Here is a 15435-nt window from a genome sequence, read left to right as displayed (position 1 = left end):
TGCACGGATTACCGTAAAACTTGACGTTGGCGTGAAGGGCAAATGGGTGTGACGCGGAACATCCGAGAAGGAGCAGGGATGCGGATCGGGGAACTCGCCCGGCGCACGGGAGTCAGCACCCGGGCCCTGCGGTACTACGAGGAACAGCACCTGCTCACCGCCGAGCGCAGCAGCAGCGGGCAGCGCCATTACGCGGAATCCGCCGTCGACCGGATCCATCTCATCCGTCAGCTGTACGCCGCCGGTCTGAGCAGCAAAGTCATCGCCGAGCTGACGCCCTGCATCATCGACGGCAAGGCCACCCCCGAACTGCTCCGGCGCCTGGCCAAAGAGCGTGACCACCTCGACCAGCACATCGCGGAACTCGCCCAGAGCCGGGACAGGCTCGACTCCGTCATCGACGGCGCCACATTCAACCTGGACACAGGCGCTCCCTGCCCGCGGAACAAGTAGGCGGAGAGCCGCGTCAGATCCCCGACGGGGAAGCGTCGTAGTCGGCAGGGGCGAGACAGCTGACGGTCCACGACGGCGAACGCGGAAAGGGACGTCGCGCGTTTGAGCCGGCGGTCCTGGCGCCGACTTTGAGCGGCGGCGCCAGGACGTTCGTGAGAGGGTGCTCCGCCAGCAGGGCGTCGACCTCCTGCTTGCCTACCCCTCGTCTTCTTCCTCGTCGTCACCCTCGAAGAAGTCGCCCACCTCGTCGATCACTTCGGCCGCGACCACTCCGCCGACGACGCCGACCGCGAGCCCGGCCGCGCCTGCTGCGACGACGGTGCCCATGCCGGGGCCCGAACGGCGGTGGTCGTCGTGCCCGTGATGGTGATCGCCGTGACCGTGGCCCGAGGCGCGGGGATCGTCGTGCCCGTATGAGCCGTGGGAGGCGTGGGACGCACGGTGCTCGACCAGCTCCTGCATCCAGCCGTCGACCAGCGTGTTCCAGTCCTGGTGTTCGATGCCGTCGTGACCGACGGTGAAGCGGGTGACCGTGTCGTGGCCGTCGGAGAAGAGGCCGCCGCGCTTGTCCGCTTCCAGGACGACCTCCATCCCGCCCGGATAGGGCAGGAAGGTCAGTTCGATCTCGTTGAGCGTGTGGGCATACGGGGAGGGCGGGGTGAGTTCGATCTCCTGGTAGAAGGGGAGTTGCTGTGCGGTGCCCCCGATGTGGCCGTACTCCAGGTCGGCGGACTTGAAGCCGAAGCCGAGCTGCTCCAGGGTTTCCAGGATCGTCTCCTGGACGGGCAAGGGCCGCACCGCGAGCGCGTCCAGGTCGCCTTTGTCCTTCCCTCCCGCCACCGACAGCTCCGTGCGCACTCCGAGGACGATGCCAAGCCCTTGGCCATACAGCTCCGTGATCGGCGTCTCCCACGGCAGGGTCACGGCGAACGGGATGGTGCGCTCCTCGCCCGCGGCGAGACGGAACCCACCGCCCACCAGGAACCGGTCGAAGACGACGGCGCCGTCGCTCTCCCCGTCCTCATGCTCGACCTCGGCCCGGGCCACCAGCTCCAGGGTGATGTGCTCGATCTCGAAGTCGGCACTGCCGCCTTTGAGATGGACCTGCCCGTGGAGACTGCCGCCGGGCAGGACCGCACCCGGCTCAAGGACCGTGTCGACCGTGGGCCCGCCCACGCCGAGTGAGCCGAGCAGCCGTTTGAACACCATCGTGGCGTCCACTCCTTACATGCGTGTGATTTTGTACTGAGGGTGACGCCTGAGCAGGGCTGGATGGGCGGACAAGCGCTGGGGGAGCCGTGACGCCCTCAGATCTTCTACAGTCATGTAGAAGAATAGGGCTGCCCGGCCCGCTCCGAACGACATCCCGGTAGTGGCGGCTGGAACGTCCGAAAACAGGCGCTGACTCCGGCCAGGATCAAACCGCCACCTCTACGCCGAGGGCGAGCCTTGAACCGGACCGGCGGTGCGGTCTGGCTGCGTAGGGGATCGCCCAGGGGCTCGGGCGAGACCATTTGGGCCATACCGTGAGGCGGGAAGCGCGAAGTCTTACGAATCGGGCATTCCGCTGGGAAACTCCCAAGAATCGGAGCGGTGAGGAGGTTCCCATGGACCGTCTGCACGCGGAACAACAGCTCTCCATCGGCGAGGAGTTGACCTCGCACAACGCACGGGTGCGACTGGACATGCAGGCCGATGGAAACCTCGTCCTCTATCGCACGGACGACGGAGTGCCGCTGTGGTCCTCGGACACCTGGCAGCAGCCGGCAACCCACGCCGTGATGCAGCAGGACGGAAATTTCGTTCTGTACACGGACGAGGACAAGCCTCTGTGGGCCAGCAACACGGACGGCAACCCCGGGGCATGGATCGTCTTGCAAGATGACGGCAACCTCGTCGTCTACTCCGACTCCGGGGTCGCCCTATGGGCGTCCGGCACGGTCCAGCGCTTCGGCCCCGTCGCCGTGCCGGGCTTCCTTCCGTCGAGCCGGGCCCCCTTGTTCGGCAACGGGCCGTGGCCGCCCGGCAGCAGTCTCCACATATCCGTGTCCGGGCTTCCTGCGGTATCGGTCGACGTGACCCGGATGGGGCTCTGCGGCGGCATGTCCTTCCTGGCCAGGGACATTCACGAGGCCGGCACGCCGCAGCTGCGCGGAAGGTCGTCCTCGCAGATACCGCTGGAGCTGGCCCAGCACATACTCGGACGCCTCATCACCAGCTTCAACGGCATCGCTCTCGTCGAGCGATGGCGCAGGGAGACCCAGGCCCTCGACCATGAGACCTTGGTCTGGGGCCCCGGCCTCTTCCACCGCACGATCGACGAAGTGCCGGGCATCCTCGACGACATCGACAACGGCATCCTGTGCCCGATCGGCCTCGTCCTGGTCCGCTCGTACGCACCCTGGGACGTGTTCCAGAACCATGTCGTGCTGGTGTGGGGGTACGAGCGGCACGGCGACATCCTCACCCTGCGCACCTACGACTGCAACTGCCCCGGCAGGGACGACATCGTCATCCAGTTGGACATCAGCTCGCATCGGCCGGCCAAGACCATCACCACCAACGGGACGGCGGGCGAGGTGCCCGGGCAGATACGCGGTTTCTTCCGCATCCCCTACACCCCGGCCGATCCCGGACCCGCCTACATCGATGACGCATCGGTCCGCGTGACCGGGCGGCCCCCCACCCCGATGGGAACGGGCGCTCGGTCCCACGTCACCGTCACCGCGGCGAACAACGGCTCCACCACCTGGACCGCTCGCGATCTCTACCGCCTCGGCAGTCAGAGTCCCCAGGACAACACCCTCTGGGGCACCGGCCGGTTGGACTTGGTGCAGGCGACCGTGGATCCGGGCAACAGCGCCGTGTTCCAGTTCGACATCACCGCCCCTGCCGTCGCGGGCAGCTATGCCTTCTGCTGGCAGATGGTACGAGAAGGAGTCCGCTGGTTCGGCCAGGCGAGCCCGCGCATCAACGTGCCCGTCGGATCCACGAGCGGCGTCTGCGACCAGCTGCACACCCAGTACCGAAACCTCGCAGAACAACTGGACGACGTGCGACGCGAACTCGAGCACATCGACTGGAGCGATCCGTACGAGGCCCGGAGGGAAGCCGTGCGTCTCAACAGGGAGGCCAAAGCGCTGCGCGACCAACTCGGCTCCGTGGAGCGGGACCAGCAGACGCACGGCTGCGCCCCCGGCTGACACAACCTCACAGCGGGGCTGTCTCCGGGATGGTCCGGGCCCGTCCTCCACCAAGAGGAACGGAACCCTGACTTTGTCACGGCAACGCAACCACCTGGCACGATCGCGTAGTTGCTCCGATTCGCTGGATAAGGTTCCCCGAAATCACTGGCTGATCAACAGGGGGATTCTCATGGGGCTCAAGCGTGTGGGCAGATTGGGCACTACCGGCGCATTGGTCACCGCGGCGCTCGGCGCGTCGATCGTCTTCACTCCGTCCTCGGCATCCGCGGCAAGCGAATGGCAGTGCTCCGGCACGCAGGTCAAGCGCTGCGCCACCGTCTGGTGGGACGAGGCCAACGACACCTACCGGGCACGGGCGAAGATCACCGACGTCGCCGGTGGCGGCAGCTACCAGGTCGCGGTCACCAACGTGAAGCTGCGGCGCTACGACGGCGACAAATGGGTGACGGTGCGCACCTCGGCGGACAGCGACGGCTGGCACGGCACCGAGGACGCGGCCGCCACGACGACCATCGACCCATGCGTTTCCAAACAGAGCTTCGACGTCGTGGCGACGTTCAGATGGAAGGGCACGTCATCCGGCACGAAGACCTGGAACCCCAACATGGGGTGGTCCCTTCTCTGCTCCTGATCCGCTGAACCCGGCCGTCCCGCACGCATCGGTGCGGGGCGGCCGGTCGGCACCGGCCGGGCGGGACAAGTACCCAGATCAAGCACTGCAAGGAGTGCTCGTGTCAGGATGCTGGGTATGTCTGGTCGCGCGGTGAGTTTCGGAGTGGTGGCGGAGTCATACGAACGGTTCCGGCCGGGGTATCCCGAGGAGCTGTTCGACATGGTGATCGCCTACGCCGACCGCCCGGTGCGGACCGCCCTGGAGATCGGCGCGGGGACAGGCAAGGCGACGCGCCTGTTCGCTCAGCGCGGGGTCCAGGTCACTGCGACCGATCCCGACGGGGCCATGCTCGCCGAACTGCGCAAGCACGTGCCGGCCAATGTCACCACGGTGCACGCAGCGTTCGAGGACTTGCGGCCGAGCCAACGCTATGGCCTGGTCTACGCGGCAGCAGCACTGCATTGGGTGAACCCGGCGGACCGGTGGTCGCGCATGGCCTCACTGCTGGAGCCCGATGGCGTATTCGCCTCATGGGGCGGGCCCCTTCGGCTGGCTGACCCGGCCGTGGAGGAAGCGGTCCGCGCGGCACGAGCACCTTTCCTGGAGAGCGACGAGATCCCCTCACCTGACGGAACCTCTCCGGACCATGAAATGCAGTGGCCGGGGACGGAACTGCAACGCTCCGAGTGGTTCACCGGCGTCCAGCAGTCCGTGATCGAACGGCGCGTCACGATGAGCGCTCGCGACTACCTCGGCCATATCTCCACCATCTCGGCCTATCGCGTCTTGCCGACCGCGCAGCGAGAGCGGGCCTTCAGCGGGATCATGCAGGTACTACCGGACAGCGTCGAGCTGTCCGCCGACCTCACCGTCCATCTCGCACGCCGGCGCCGCGAGGGCTGACTGATCCGTAGGGCGAGCCAGAGCCAGACTCCTGTGACGCCCCGGCCCCGATGAAAGGCGGCCAGGCCATCCGGCAGGATGGCCGCATGTCCCACGCCCCGATGCACCCCGCGCAGCCCTTCGACGAGAAGTGGATCGCTCCGGCCCTCAACGGTTTCATCGAAGGTGCCGGATACTGGAGGCCCGGCACGCTCGCCGTGTTCACCCAGGTCGGTAACTACTTGACCGGAAGCGGCGAGGAGGCGCCCGAACGGTACCTGGGCTGGAACTGGCACCAGTTCATCGGCCGGTGCGGTGCCGTGGCCCTGCGGGCCAGCTCCTTCCACGTACAAGACCATCTGCGCGCCGTCCAGTTGGCGATGCTGGAGGTGTGGGCAGAGACTCCTTTTGCCGACCCGGAGGCCCGTAGCCGGATGCGTACCGGCGTCCTTGAACTCGCCGACAAGGACCAGGACGAGCACAAGGACAAGGACAGGTATGCCGTGCGGACCCGCGACGGCGCGATGGTCGCTCTGCACGGGCTCGGCACCGGCCAGGACGGGCAGCGGTTCGTCGAGTTGCGCACCGGCACCGCGCCGGCGCCCACCTCCGGACGGATCACTGCCGCCGAGCCGGTGCCCGCGGCCGGTTGGGACACGCCTGAGCGGCTGCGGCGCCTTGTGCACCTCGTACGGCAGAAGGGCCCCGCGCCCTGGGACCGCGCGGCGGCCGCGCTGCTCGCCGAGCGGACCGGGCTGAGCCGGGCCGGTGCCGCGCTGCTGCTCGCCGGAGTGCCTGATGTGAAGTACGGGTATCAGGGTCTCGACGCCGAGGCGCGCAAGGTGATGGGGCTCAAGCAGTCCGACGCCGAGGCCGGTGAGCGGGAGTTGTTGACCCTGCGGGTGGCCGAGCGTCTCGACCTGCTGGCCGACGTACTGCCCGCCGACCCCGAGCAGTTGTGGCTGGAGGGCGGGCAGCTGGCGCTCGCCGAGCGGATCGCCGAGGCCTGGGCCAGGCAACAGGGCGTACGCCCCGCCGTGCCGGAGTCGACGCTCGTCGTCGCCACCGAGCACAGCGACATACGGATGGCCCCGGCAGCCGTGTGTGCCGTGTTCGCCGATCCCGCGCGCGAGCCGCGGCTGACCCGCGACCCGGACACCCGGCTGCGGGTGAACAGCATCAGCGGCGGCGGTTGGGAGGGCGACGAGGGTTTCCGTTTCAGAGAGCTGCTCGCGGTGGTCTGTGACGCCGTCGACTGGGTGTACGCCGAGCTTCCCGAAGGAGATCCCGTACGCCGTGGAGTCCCCGAGACCCTCCGGCTGCTGCGTGAACGCCTGGCCCACCCGGCGTTGCTGCTCTCCGCCCGTGGCCGCAGCCTGCGCGGCCGCACCGTGGCGGACCTGCTGCCGGGCTTCCCGGGCGCCCAGCCCTATGTGGACGCTGCCGAGCCGCTCACCCACCCCACGCTCGACGACGGCCTGGTTGTGGTGTCCGAGGCCGGGTTCGACCGGCGCGGTGAGCGCGAGGCGCCCGGCGTGTACTTCCGGCCCGGCCGCTACGCGGCCGACGAGCGCTCGCGGCGCCTGGAGAGCGTGATCGACGCGGAGGGCTCGCATCTGGCGCTGGTGCGCAGGCTGCGCGGACCGGAGTTCGAGCGGATCGTGCAGCGCATCACCGAGGGGGCTTTGCCGCCGGGCGGCTACGAGAGCGATCCGCGGCTGTCCGCACCACAGGTGGTCGAGGAGGTGGTCGCCGCCACCGGTCTGGACACGGACGCCGCCACGTTGTATCTGCAGCTGCTGGCCCTGCCCGTGCCCACCGATCGCCGAATCCGCCGCTTCAACCGGTGGACTGCCGCGCACCACAAGGCCGTTGCGGCCACGCTCGTCGAGGCCGGTGTGGTGGTCGCCGACCGCAGGGCCCGGGCCGGGCGCGGGATGTTCCTGCCCGGCGACTGGGCGAGCGGGGACAAGTTCTACCCTCCGATGGAGACCTGGAAGGCGGAGCTGCTCGGGGTCCGGATCATCGGGCGCAAGGTCTACTCCCGGCCCGTCGCCGGCCCCTTGCCCGAACTTTTCGCCCGGGCCTGGCGCATGCGGTCCTCTGCGTTTCCGACGGTCACGGCCGCCCATGCGTCAGCTGACGCAGAGTAAGGAGTGCATAGCAGAGGGGAGTTGGTGCAGTGGAGATCGAGTGTGTTACCCATACGCAACCCCGAGGGCGGGACAAGAGCCCTGGTCGGTGGCAGGATGCACCGCAGCTCGCGCAGCACACAGCGCTGTTGATCTCGCTCGCGCCCTGGTTCGAGCCTGCCCTGGAGGTCCTGTGTCCGCTCGTCCCCCGAAGCCCGTTCGTTCCCCGGTGGCTGCCATGGCCCTGACCGCGGTCGCCGTCCTGTTGATGTCGAGCTGCACCAGCACCAAGTCCGACGGCGACGGCGACACGAACGCCTCGGGGATCAAGCTCGTCTCGTCCGGCAAGATCAAGACCTGCACGCATCTGCCCTATCCGCCGTTCCAGTCGAAGAAGGACGGCAAGATCGTCGGCTTCGACGTGGACCTGGTCGACCTGGTCGCCAAGGAGCTGGGGGTCGAGCAGGAGATCGTCAACACACCGTTCGAGGGCATCGAAACCGGCCAGGACTTCAACATCCGCAAGTGCGACCTGGCCGCCGCGGGCATGACGATCACCGACGAGCGCGACAAGGTCATGGATTTCTCGGCCCCCTACTTCAACGCCACCCAGGCGCTGATCACCAAGAAGGGGCAGCCCTACAAGACCTTCGAGGATCTCAAGGGCAAGAAGCTCGGCTACCAAAAGGCCACCACCGGCGGCATCTACGCCAAGAAGGAGAGCAAGGGCCTCGACGTCGAACTCGTGGAGTACGAGGACGTCGGCCTGCTGCTCACGGCGGTCAAGGCCGGCAAGGTCGACGCGGGCATCAACGACAACGGCGTGCTCTTCGAATACATCAAGGACAACCCGGACACCGAGGTGACCGCGGAGTTCGACACCGGTGAGAAGTACGGAATCGGCTTCCGCACGGGCAACGACTCACTGCGCAAGAAGGTCAACGAGGTGCTCAAGGACGCCCGGGCCGACGGCAGTTACGACAAGATCTACAAGAAGTGGTTCGGCACCACACCGCAGAGCTGACCTCAAGGACCCGGGCGGCTGACCAGAGGAGTTCTGCACGTATGTCCATGTCCCGACGGCGGCGGGCACGGCTGCTGCGCGGCGTCCAGTACGCCGTGCTGTTCATCGCCGTAGCCGTGTTCGCGCTGGTGGCCGACTGGGGGACCCTGCGCCAGGCATTCTTCGACGTGGAGATCGCCAAGGCGCTGTTCCCCGAGGTGATCACCACCGCGCTGGTCAACACCGCCTACTACACGCTGCTCGGCTTCGGCTTCGGCCTGGGGCTCGGCATCATGCTGGCGCTGATGCGGCTGTCCACGGTGCCTCCCTACCGCTGGATCGCGATCGCCTACATCGAGTTCTTCCGCGGCGTTCCCTCCCTGCTGGTGTTCATCGCGCTCGGCTTCGGTGTGCCGTTGGCCTTCGAGGTCGCGCTCGACATGAACATCACGGTGATGCTGTCTCTGGGCCTGGTGGGAGCCGCCTACATGGCCGAGACGATCCGCGCGGGCATCCTGGCGGTACCCAAGGGGCAGACGGAGGCGGCCCGTTCGCTGGGCATGTCTCCGGGGCGTGCGATGGTGTCGATCGTGATGCCGCAGGCGTTCCGGATCGTGCTGCCGCCGCTGACCAACGAGCTGATCCTGCTCACCAAGGACTCCTCACTGGTGTATCTGCTCGGCCTCTCGCTCGGCCAGTTCGAGCTGGCCAACTTCGGCCGCGACGCGCTGAACGAGCACAAGAGCCTGACCCCGATCCTGATCGCCGGACTGCTGTACCTCGTCATCACCCTCCCGCTCGGCCATCTGGTGCGGCGGCTCGAAGCCCGTACGGCGAAAGCCAGGTGAGCACCATGAAGTCGGACAAGGAACCCGATGCGCCCGCACCTTCGGGCCAGGCGATCGAAGTGCGCGAACTGCGCAAGTCCTTCGGTGATCTGCCGGTGCTCAAGGGCATCGACCTGACGGTCGGGCGCGGTGACGTGGTCTGCGTCATCGGACCTTCGGGCTCCGGCAAGTCGACCCTGCTGCGCTGCGTCAATCTTCTGGAAGAGCCCACGTCGGGCACGGTGACGGTGGCCGGCACGGAGGTCACCGACCCCGATGTCGACATCGATCGCGTCCGCCGCCGGATCGGCATGGTCTTCCAGTCCTTCAACCTCTTCCCGCACCTCACGGCCCTGGAGAACCTGACCATCGCGCAGCGCCGCGTGCTGCGGCGCGGCAAGGAGGAGGCGGAGCGCATCGCGCGGGCCAACCTCGCGCGGGTGGGCCTCGTCGACAAGGAGCAGTCCTATCCGGCGCAGCTCTCCGGCGGTCAGCAGCAGCGGGTCGCGATCGCTCGGGCGCTGTCCATGGACCCCGAGCTGATGCTCTTCGACGAGCCGACCTCCGCGCTCGATCCCGAACTGGTCGGGGACGTGCTCGCGGTGATGCGCTCGCTCGCCCAGGAGGGGATGACGATGCTGGTCGTCACCCACGAGATGAGCTTCGCGCGCGAGGTCGCCGACCGGGTGGTCTTCATGGACGACGGAGTGATCGTCGAGGAAGGCACGCCCGACCGTGTGGTGGGCGACCCGCAGCACGAGCGGACCCGACTGTTCCTGGCGCGCGTACTCGACCCTGCGGCGGCGGAAATGGGCGAGGTCCCGGACACAGGACCGCACGAGAAGCGCGTGGATCGCTGAGTGCATCTCGGGAGCGAGTAGCTCGGCGTGCGGGCCGTCGCGGCGGGCGCGTGGGCTTGTGGGAGCGGCCCCGCGGGGGCGCATGCCCGCAGGCGCCCGCCCGCACAAGTTCCGGTGCGGCGGGCGAGGAGGAGGTCCGCACAGCCGGACTCGTTGCGCGCGGGCGGCGCTTGTGAGCGAGCACAGCCGGGACTCGGACGCGATGATCCCCCGGCTGTGCCATGGCTTCGTCACCCGCTGCGACAGGACCATCGAGTCCTGCGAAGCAGCCGCCGGCCGCGCCTCGCCACTGACGTGGACGTGACGTCAGCGACCCGACTCAGTCGTCGTCTTCGTCGCCGTCATCGTCATCGTCGTCCATGTTCTCGTAGTCGGAGTGGAACAGCTCCGAGAAGCTGGGGTACTGGGTCGGATCGCCGTACTTCGGCGCGAACTCGTAGGCGGCCCACTCGCCGTCCGGACCGACGTCGGTCGGATCGAGCAGCCAGAAGTCCTCTCCGTGGGCGATCTCCAGGGACCGGCGGAACATCTGTACGTCGTCTTCGTTGCCGGGTATCGATTCGTAGACCTCGATCACGCGCCGGCCGGCGTCGCTGTCCCGCATCCACGAGACGCGGCCGCACGGATGGACGCCGTCCACCCAGGCATCCAGGTGCGTCCATCCGTCGCTCGCCAGGTAGAACCCCCGCAGGCTCGGTGGGAACCGTACCCCGAGGCGCTCCTCGGATGCCGCCAGCGCGTCTTCCCGAGCCGGTGCTTCACCCAGCCACTGTTCGACCCGCTCCTCCCGGTCCAGCGCGTCCAGCTGATCTTCGTCCAGCAGATCGGCCAGCTCGTCCTCGTCGGCAGAGGACTTCAGGTACCGCTCGCCGTACCGCTCCAGAAAGCCGCGCCACTCCTGCGGAGTGGTCAAGACAGCGGCAACTTCATTTTCGTCAGGCCCAGTTGTCTCACTCATGGCGGTCATGGTGCCAGGTGGCTCTGACAACGCCGCCGTGCGGGGCCCCTACGGCTCACGTTCCCGAAGAAGCCTCGCGGGTACTCAGGGCCGATCGCTGCGCACGCGCGATGCCGAGAGACTGGGTGCACTGTGCGAGGAGCCATTCCTGGGCGCGGTCATAGTCCCAGCCGTTGTCGTCGAGCAGCGTGAAGTAGCCGCTGTAGCCGAAGAAGAACCACAGCACGTCCCCGATGAGGTGTCGTCCTCCGGGAACGCCGAGCTGTTCGAGATGTCGGGCGACCTCGTCCATGGTGCCGCGGTACCGCTCTGTTGACGTCTTCAGCTCGCACGCGATCGGCGGATGGCTCGAGGCGGTCGCGAGCAGGATGCGCATGGTGTCGCCGTGCTGCTCACGCACCTCTCGGCTGGCACGCGCGACGTAGCTCACGACCTCGAAGGGGTCAGTGAGGGTAGGGAGTCGCTGCAGGCTGTCGTGCAGGATGGGGGAGGCGGCCCACCTTGCGGCGAGTGACGTGATCATTCCTTGCTTGCCGCCGGCAACCGCGTAGACCGTCGCCGGGGACACGTCCGCCAGTTCCGCGATGTCGTGAACGGTCGTCGCGAAGTATCCCTTGTCGGCAAACAGGCGGCCTGCCGCGTCGATGATCGCTTCGTGTGTACTGGCTGCGCGCTGAGCTCGCCGCTGCTGTGAAGGGCGTTCCATTCTCGCCACGCTACCTGTGCGGCAGGTGCGCGGATGCCCGGCCCCCGGGCCAATCTGGAGCCCAACTCCAGTTGATCAGAGTGCGACTCCAGACATAGGCTACCTGGCGGAGGGGCCCGGCCCCGTGGCGCCGCTCGCGCACAACCCGCGGACGTCTCCAGCGTCAAGAAGTGAAGCCGCAACGGCCAGACCCGCTGATGGGGAGGTGCAGGCATGCTGTTCGTCGAAGTGCTCTCCGTTGCGGAAGCAGTGGGAGAGCTGGCCGATCACGTGGTTGAGCAGGGGGCGCGGGGTGTGTCCGAGGCCGTCGCATCCGGCCGTCGTGCCATTGTCGCTTCGGGCCGGATCCTGACGTACACGACTTCGACGCCCCTCACGTGATGCCGATCCCGCCGGCAGCCGAAGAGGGCGGGGAGTTGACGTCCGCCCCTCTACCGGCGAACCCCTCCTACGACTTCGCGGACCCACTCGATCTGGCCGGCGGGCCCTGTCAGGTCCTCACCGCCAACAGCGGACCCGGCAGACCCGGGCGACCCCCCCAGGCCCGGCAGCGACAAGGGCGCTGGTGCGGCCGCGCACAAGATACGGAGTGCCCCACACTCATGTCTGACGATTCCCACGGAAGCGCCCTTGCGGCGTTGCGTCGCAAGTTCTTCACCGGGCGCGTCGCCGAACTACGGCTGCTGCGCGAGCTGATGCTCAGCGAGGGCCGGGGCTGCTTCGTGGTGTGGCTGCACGGCATGGGGGGAGTCGGCAAGAGCACTCTGCTGCTTCGCTTCGCGGACGAGGCAAGGATCCACGGCAGGTCCCTGCGTATGGTCGACATGCGGAGCACGGAGGCGACGCCGGATGCTTTCCGGGCCGCGTTGGAGGCGCAGGGGCCGCCGGACGAGGCGCAGTTGCTGCTGATCGACTCGGCGGAGGCACTGGGTCCGCTGGAGCAGTGGCTGCGTGAGGATTTCCTGCCCCGGATGCCCGCGCACCTGCTGGTCGTGATCGGGTCGCGCCTGGCCCCGGCCATCGAGTGGCGTACCGACACACAGTGGTGGCATGCGCTGCGCCGCGTGAAGCTGTCCGCCATGGACGACGCCGAGGCCGCCTTGCTGCTGCGCAACCGGGACGTCGCGGAGACGTCGGCGGCCGACATCGTACGCACCGCACACGGCTTACCCCTGGCTCTGGCGCTCTTCGCCGACGCCCGGGAAAACTCCACGGAGGATGCCGGACCGGGCAGTGCGTGGGAACTGGACAACTCACCGGATCTGGTGAGGGAGTTGCTGCGGTTGCTGCTGCGGGAGACTCCGTCACCGGCCCGGGCCGACGCGCTCCACGTGCTGGCACTGGCCCGGGTCACCACCGAGGAACTGGTGCGGCAAGCTCTCGACGTGCCGGTGGCCGCGGCCCAGGCTCTGTTCGCCTGGCTGCGCACGCTGTCGTTCGTGCACAGCACCGCCGATGGTCTGATACCGCACGAACTGGTGCGAGAAGCCCTGCTGGCCGACCTGCGCTGGCGCGATCTGGAGAAGTACGAGCGCCTCTTCCGTCGGCTGCACGCGTACTTGGCCGAGCGGCTGGCCCAGCGCACGGGCGGCCGCTGGGCGTTCGGTGCGAGCCTGGCCTACCTCGGGCGGGCGAGTTCGGTGGTGCGCAAAGCGGCCGACTGGCGCGGCACGGACCGTCTGCACCTGCGGGCCGCACGCCCGCAGGACCTGGACACGGTCCTGGCCGCGATCGAGAAGGAGCACGGCGTCGCGGCCGGTGATCTGGCGCGGCAATGGTGGAATCGACAACCGTCGGCCTTCATCGTCGCCGAGAACGGCCGGGGCGTCATCACCGGCACGCTCGTCGTGCCCTGCTTGGAACCGAGCGCCACCAAGCTGCCCGACGACCCGGTGATGCACGCCGCTCTGGAACACATGACCGACCAGTCATCGCCGTTACGACGCCCCGGGCGCCTGCTGCTGGGGCGCTGGAGCACCGGCGACGCGGTGGCGGCCTGCTTCGCGCTGACCACGTTGTGGGCGACCACCCCCGGTCTCGCGGTGAGCTGGATCTGCACGACGCGAAACCAGCGGCAGCTGGCCCAGCTCCTCGACCTTTATGGCCAGCGGCCCGCGGCCCCGGTCACCGACACCGACGGCGAACCGCTGTCCTCGTTCGTACAGGACTGGCGCAGCGTGCCGTTCGCCCGCTGGACCAAGGCGCTGAGCGTGCGGCTGCTGATCGACGAACCCGTGGCGACCTCGGTTCCGGTCGTCGCGCCGTTGGCACCGGCCATGCCGTGGTCGGAGTTCGTGGAGGCCGTCAAGCACGCCTATCGCAGTGTCTCGGAGCCGCAGCAGTTCGCACACAGCGCGCTCCTCGGCACCCGGCTGGTAGCGCCCGATGCGAACCCCGGCGCGCTGCAACAAGTGCTGACGGAGACCGTGGTGCAGTTGCGGGCGCAGCCCGGAGGGCGGCAGCTGGCCGACATCCTGGAGATTACCTATCTGAGCGGGCCGCGAAGCCAGCAGGCCGCGGCGAGCCGGGCGGCGCTGTCCTTCAGCACCTACCGGCGCCGCCTGTCCACCGCGCTGGTGACGGCAGCGGAACTGCTGCGGGAGCGCGAGCTGCACGGCCCGGTACCACGCTGAAGCCGGCCGGCCAGGTGTGCTCAATCCCTGCTCAAGCAGTGCTCACCGTGCCCACGGGCCGGCCTGGTGCGCGCCCTGTGGTGTTTGACTGACCCGATGAGGACGGGGGTCCGGTCCTGACCCAGGGCGGAAACGGCCCGGCCGGGGTTCCGTCGTACCTCATACCCACTGGTGAAACACCGTCTGTTGGACCTTCTGCACGTTGGGAACGGGCATTGAGTGAGATCGATGAGGATGACGCCAAGCGGCGGCAACGCGCGCGGTTCGTCGACGCACTGACGACGAACGCCCAGCAGCCGGGCGAACGCTCGCGCCTGGGGAGCAGAGTCACCGGCGCGGTGGCCGTGCTGGCGCTCGCGGCAGGGGCCACCCTGGGGCTGGGCGCGTGGCGCAGCTACCAGGCCGACGAGAACGACAAGAAGCTGAAACTGGCGGCGGAGCAGTCCGTGGCGGAGAAGAAGTCCCCCCGGCCGTCGTCGCCGCGCCCCAAGCCGGAGGCGACACAGCAGAACAAGAAGCAGCCGCCGGGGCCCGGCGCGATCGCCGAGCGTCCGGCGGAGCCCTCTGGCGGCGTCGCACCCTCGGCGTCCTCGGAGAAGAAGCAGAAGAAGAGCAAAGAGGGGGAGCCGTCCAGCGATTCGGGTGAGGTGTCGGCGCGCACTCTGACCACGGGCGAGCGCCTCGGCATTTTGTTGAAGAACGCGTCCACCGGGATGTGTGCCGACATCCCCTATTACAAGGCCGGTTCTGTGGGCAAGGGCGTCAGCCAGTACCACTGCGACGGCACCGACGAGGACAACCAGATCTGGAACATGAGGGTCCGCTACGCCGGGAAGGGCCCCGGCGGCAGCGATCTCGTGTCGTTCGGCAATGTGAAGGACCACCTGTGCATCGACCTTCCCGAGCGCGGTTCTCAGCGGGCGGGTACCAAGCTCTCCGAAGGGCGGTGCAACACGATCCCGAGCGACAACCAGTTGTACTGGCTCCAGTCGGCAGGTGACGGCGCCGTCTGGATCCGCAACTACGCCAGCAACGACCTGTGCCTTCAGGTCTACGGCGCCGAGCCGAGGGTCGCGGGTACGCGGCTGGCGATCGGCACGTGCACGAACGGCGACAGCCGCTGGCGGCTGATCAACACCTGATCCCCCTGGTCCGCGGACTG

Annotated in this window: 14 protein-coding genes; 11 read left to right on the top strand and 3 right to left on the bottom strand. The window is 68.2% G+C overall.

The window, feature by feature from the left end:
* Positions 1-78: 78 nt before the first annotated feature.
* A complete protein-coding gene (locus QBL25_RS01945) occupies positions 79-453 on the top strand; it encodes a MerR family transcriptional regulator (RefSeq protein ID WP_409055192.1) in 375 nt (124 codons plus the stop codon).
* A gap of 195 nt (positions 454-648) precedes the next feature.
* Here QBL25_RS01945 and QBL25_RS01940 read toward each other — a convergent pair whose 3' ends face one another.
* Entirely contained in the window at positions 649-1662 is a 1014-nt protein-coding gene (locus QBL25_RS01940; RefSeq protein ID WP_409055191.1) for a sporulation protein, read from the bottom strand.
* Positions 1663-2060: 398 nt separating this feature from the next.
* Here QBL25_RS01940 and QBL25_RS01935 point away from each other — a divergent pair, with 398 nt between their 5' ends.
* The 7 genes from QBL25_RS01935 to QBL25_RS01905 all read left to right on the top strand — a co-directional run bounded on the left by QBL25_RS01935 (position 2061) and on the right by QBL25_RS01905 (position 9976).
* Entirely contained in the window at positions 2061-3656 is a 1596-nt protein-coding gene (locus tag QBL25_RS01935; protein WP_409055190.1) for a hypothetical protein, read from the top strand.
* Between the two features lie 172 nt (positions 3657-3828).
* Positions 3829-4290 carry a hypothetical protein gene (locus tag QBL25_RS01930; RefSeq protein ID WP_409055189.1) on the top strand — a complete coding sequence of 154 codons (462 nt, stop codon included), beginning with the start codon at positions 3829-3831 and terminating at the stop codon, positions 4288-4290.
* 117 nt (positions 4291-4407) lie between these two features.
* On the top strand, positions 4408-5175 hold the full coding sequence (locus QBL25_RS01925) for a class I SAM-dependent methyltransferase (RefSeq protein ID WP_409055188.1): 768 nt from the start codon (positions 4408-4410) through the stop codon (positions 5173-5175).
* A gap of 86 nt (positions 5176-5261) precedes the next feature.
* Positions 5262-7307, top strand: a complete 2046-nt coding sequence (locus tag QBL25_RS01920) for a hypothetical protein (protein ID WP_409055187.1) — start codon at positions 5262-5264, stop codon at positions 7305-7307.
* Positions 7308-7524: 217 nt separating this feature from the next.
* Positions 7525-8310: a transporter substrate-binding domain-containing protein gene (locus QBL25_RS01915; RefSeq protein WP_409055186.1), complete on the top strand. Its 786-nt coding sequence runs from the start codon at positions 7525-7527 to the stop codon at positions 8308-8310.
* Between the two features lie 41 nt (positions 8311-8351).
* Positions 8352-9137: an amino acid ABC transporter permease gene (locus QBL25_RS01910; protein ID WP_409055185.1), complete on the top strand. Its 786-nt coding sequence runs from the start codon at positions 8352-8354 to the stop codon at positions 9135-9137.
* Between the two features lie 5 nt (positions 9138-9142).
* Complete coding sequence (locus QBL25_RS01905) at positions 9143-9976, top strand: amino acid ABC transporter ATP-binding protein (protein WP_409055184.1); 834 nt, start codon at positions 9143-9145, stop codon at positions 9974-9976.
* 319 nt (positions 9977-10295) lie between these two features.
* On the opposite strand, the gene QBL25_RS01900 is transcribed toward QBL25_RS01905, so the two are convergent.
* Positions 10296-10943: an SMI1/KNR4 family protein gene (locus QBL25_RS01900; protein WP_409055183.1), complete on the bottom strand. Its 648-nt coding sequence runs from the start codon at positions 10941-10943 to the stop codon at positions 10296-10298.
* Between the two features lie 46 nt (positions 10944-10989).
* Positions 10990-11640 (bottom strand): TetR/AcrR family transcriptional regulator, encoded by a 651-nt coding sequence (locus QBL25_RS01895; RefSeq protein WP_409055182.1) that lies wholly within the window; start codon positions 11638-11640, stop codon positions 10990-10992.
* Between the two features lie 213 nt (positions 11641-11853).
* On the opposite strand from QBL25_RS01895, the gene QBL25_RS01890 reads away from it, so the two are divergent.
* The 3 genes from QBL25_RS01890 (at position 11854) to QBL25_RS01880 (ending at position 15415) form a co-directional block, all read left to right on the top strand.
* Positions 11854-12021, top strand: a complete 168-nt coding sequence (locus QBL25_RS01890) for a hypothetical protein (protein WP_409055181.1) — start codon at positions 11854-11856, stop codon at positions 12019-12021.
* A 221-nt stretch (positions 12022-12242) separates the two neighbouring features.
* Positions 12243-14273, top strand: coding sequence for a hypothetical protein (locus QBL25_RS01885; RefSeq protein WP_409055180.1), 2031 nt, complete (start codon positions 12243-12245; stop codon positions 14271-14273).
* Positions 14274-14488: 215 nt separating this feature from the next.
* Complete coding sequence (locus QBL25_RS01880; RefSeq protein ID WP_409055179.1) at positions 14489-15415, top strand: RICIN domain-containing protein; 927 nt, start codon at positions 14489-14491, stop codon at positions 15413-15415.
* Positions 15416-15435: the final 20 nt, after the last annotated feature.

The sequence above is a fragment of the Streptomyces sp. SYP-A7185 genome (assembly GCF_046103685.1).
In the GTDB taxonomy this organism is placed as follows: Bacteria; Actinomycetota; Actinomycetes; order Streptomycetales; family Streptomycetaceae; genus Streptomyces.
The sequence above is the reverse complement of the archived record's forward strand: the minus strand, read 5'-3'. Positions and strand labels throughout refer to the sequence as shown.

Bases quoted from the DNA above. Each gene is read 5' to 3' on its own strand.
- QBL25_RS01945 (WP_409055192.1), top strand. From the start codon at position 79: ATGCGGATCGGGGAACTCGCCCGGCGCACGGGAGTCAGCACCCGGGCC.
- QBL25_RS01940 (WP_409055191.1), bottom strand. From the start codon at position 1,662: ATGGTGTTCAAACGGCTGCTCGGCTCACTCGGCGTGGGCGGGCCCACG.
- QBL25_RS01935 (WP_409055190.1), top strand. From the start codon at position 2,061: ATGGACCGTCTGCACGCGGAACAACAGCTCTCCATCGGCGAGGAGTTG.
- QBL25_RS01930 (WP_409055189.1), top strand. From the start codon at position 3,829: ATGGGGCTCAAGCGTGTGGGCAGATTGGGCACTACCGGCGCATTGGTC.
- QBL25_RS01925 (WP_409055188.1), top strand. From the start codon at position 4,408: ATGTCTGGTCGCGCGGTGAGTTTCGGAGTGGTGGCGGAGTCATACGAA.
- QBL25_RS01920 (WP_409055187.1), top strand. From the start codon at position 5,262: ATGTCCCACGCCCCGATGCACCCCGCGCAGCCCTTCGACGAGAAGTGG.
- QBL25_RS01915 (WP_409055186.1), top strand. From the start codon at position 7,525: ATGGCCCTGACCGCGGTCGCCGTCCTGTTGATGTCGAGCTGCACCAGC.
- QBL25_RS01910 (WP_409055185.1), top strand. From the start codon at position 8,352: ATGTCCATGTCCCGACGGCGGCGGGCACGGCTGCTGCGCGGCGTCCAG.
- QBL25_RS01905 (WP_409055184.1), top strand. From the start codon at position 9,143: ATGAAGTCGGACAAGGAACCCGATGCGCCCGCACCTTCGGGCCAGGCG.
- QBL25_RS01900 (WP_409055183.1), bottom strand. From the start codon at position 10,943: ATGACCGCCATGAGTGAGACAACTGGGCCTGACGAAAATGAAGTTGCC.
- QBL25_RS01895 (WP_409055182.1), bottom strand. From the start codon at position 11,640: ATGGAACGCCCTTCACAGCAGCGGCGAGCTCAGCGCGCAGCCAGTACA.
- QBL25_RS01890 (WP_409055181.1), top strand. From the start codon at position 11,854: ATGCTGTTCGTCGAAGTGCTCTCCGTTGCGGAAGCAGTGGGAGAGCTG.
- QBL25_RS01885 (WP_409055180.1), top strand. From the start codon at position 12,243: ATGTCTGACGATTCCCACGGAAGCGCCCTTGCGGCGTTGCGTCGCAAG.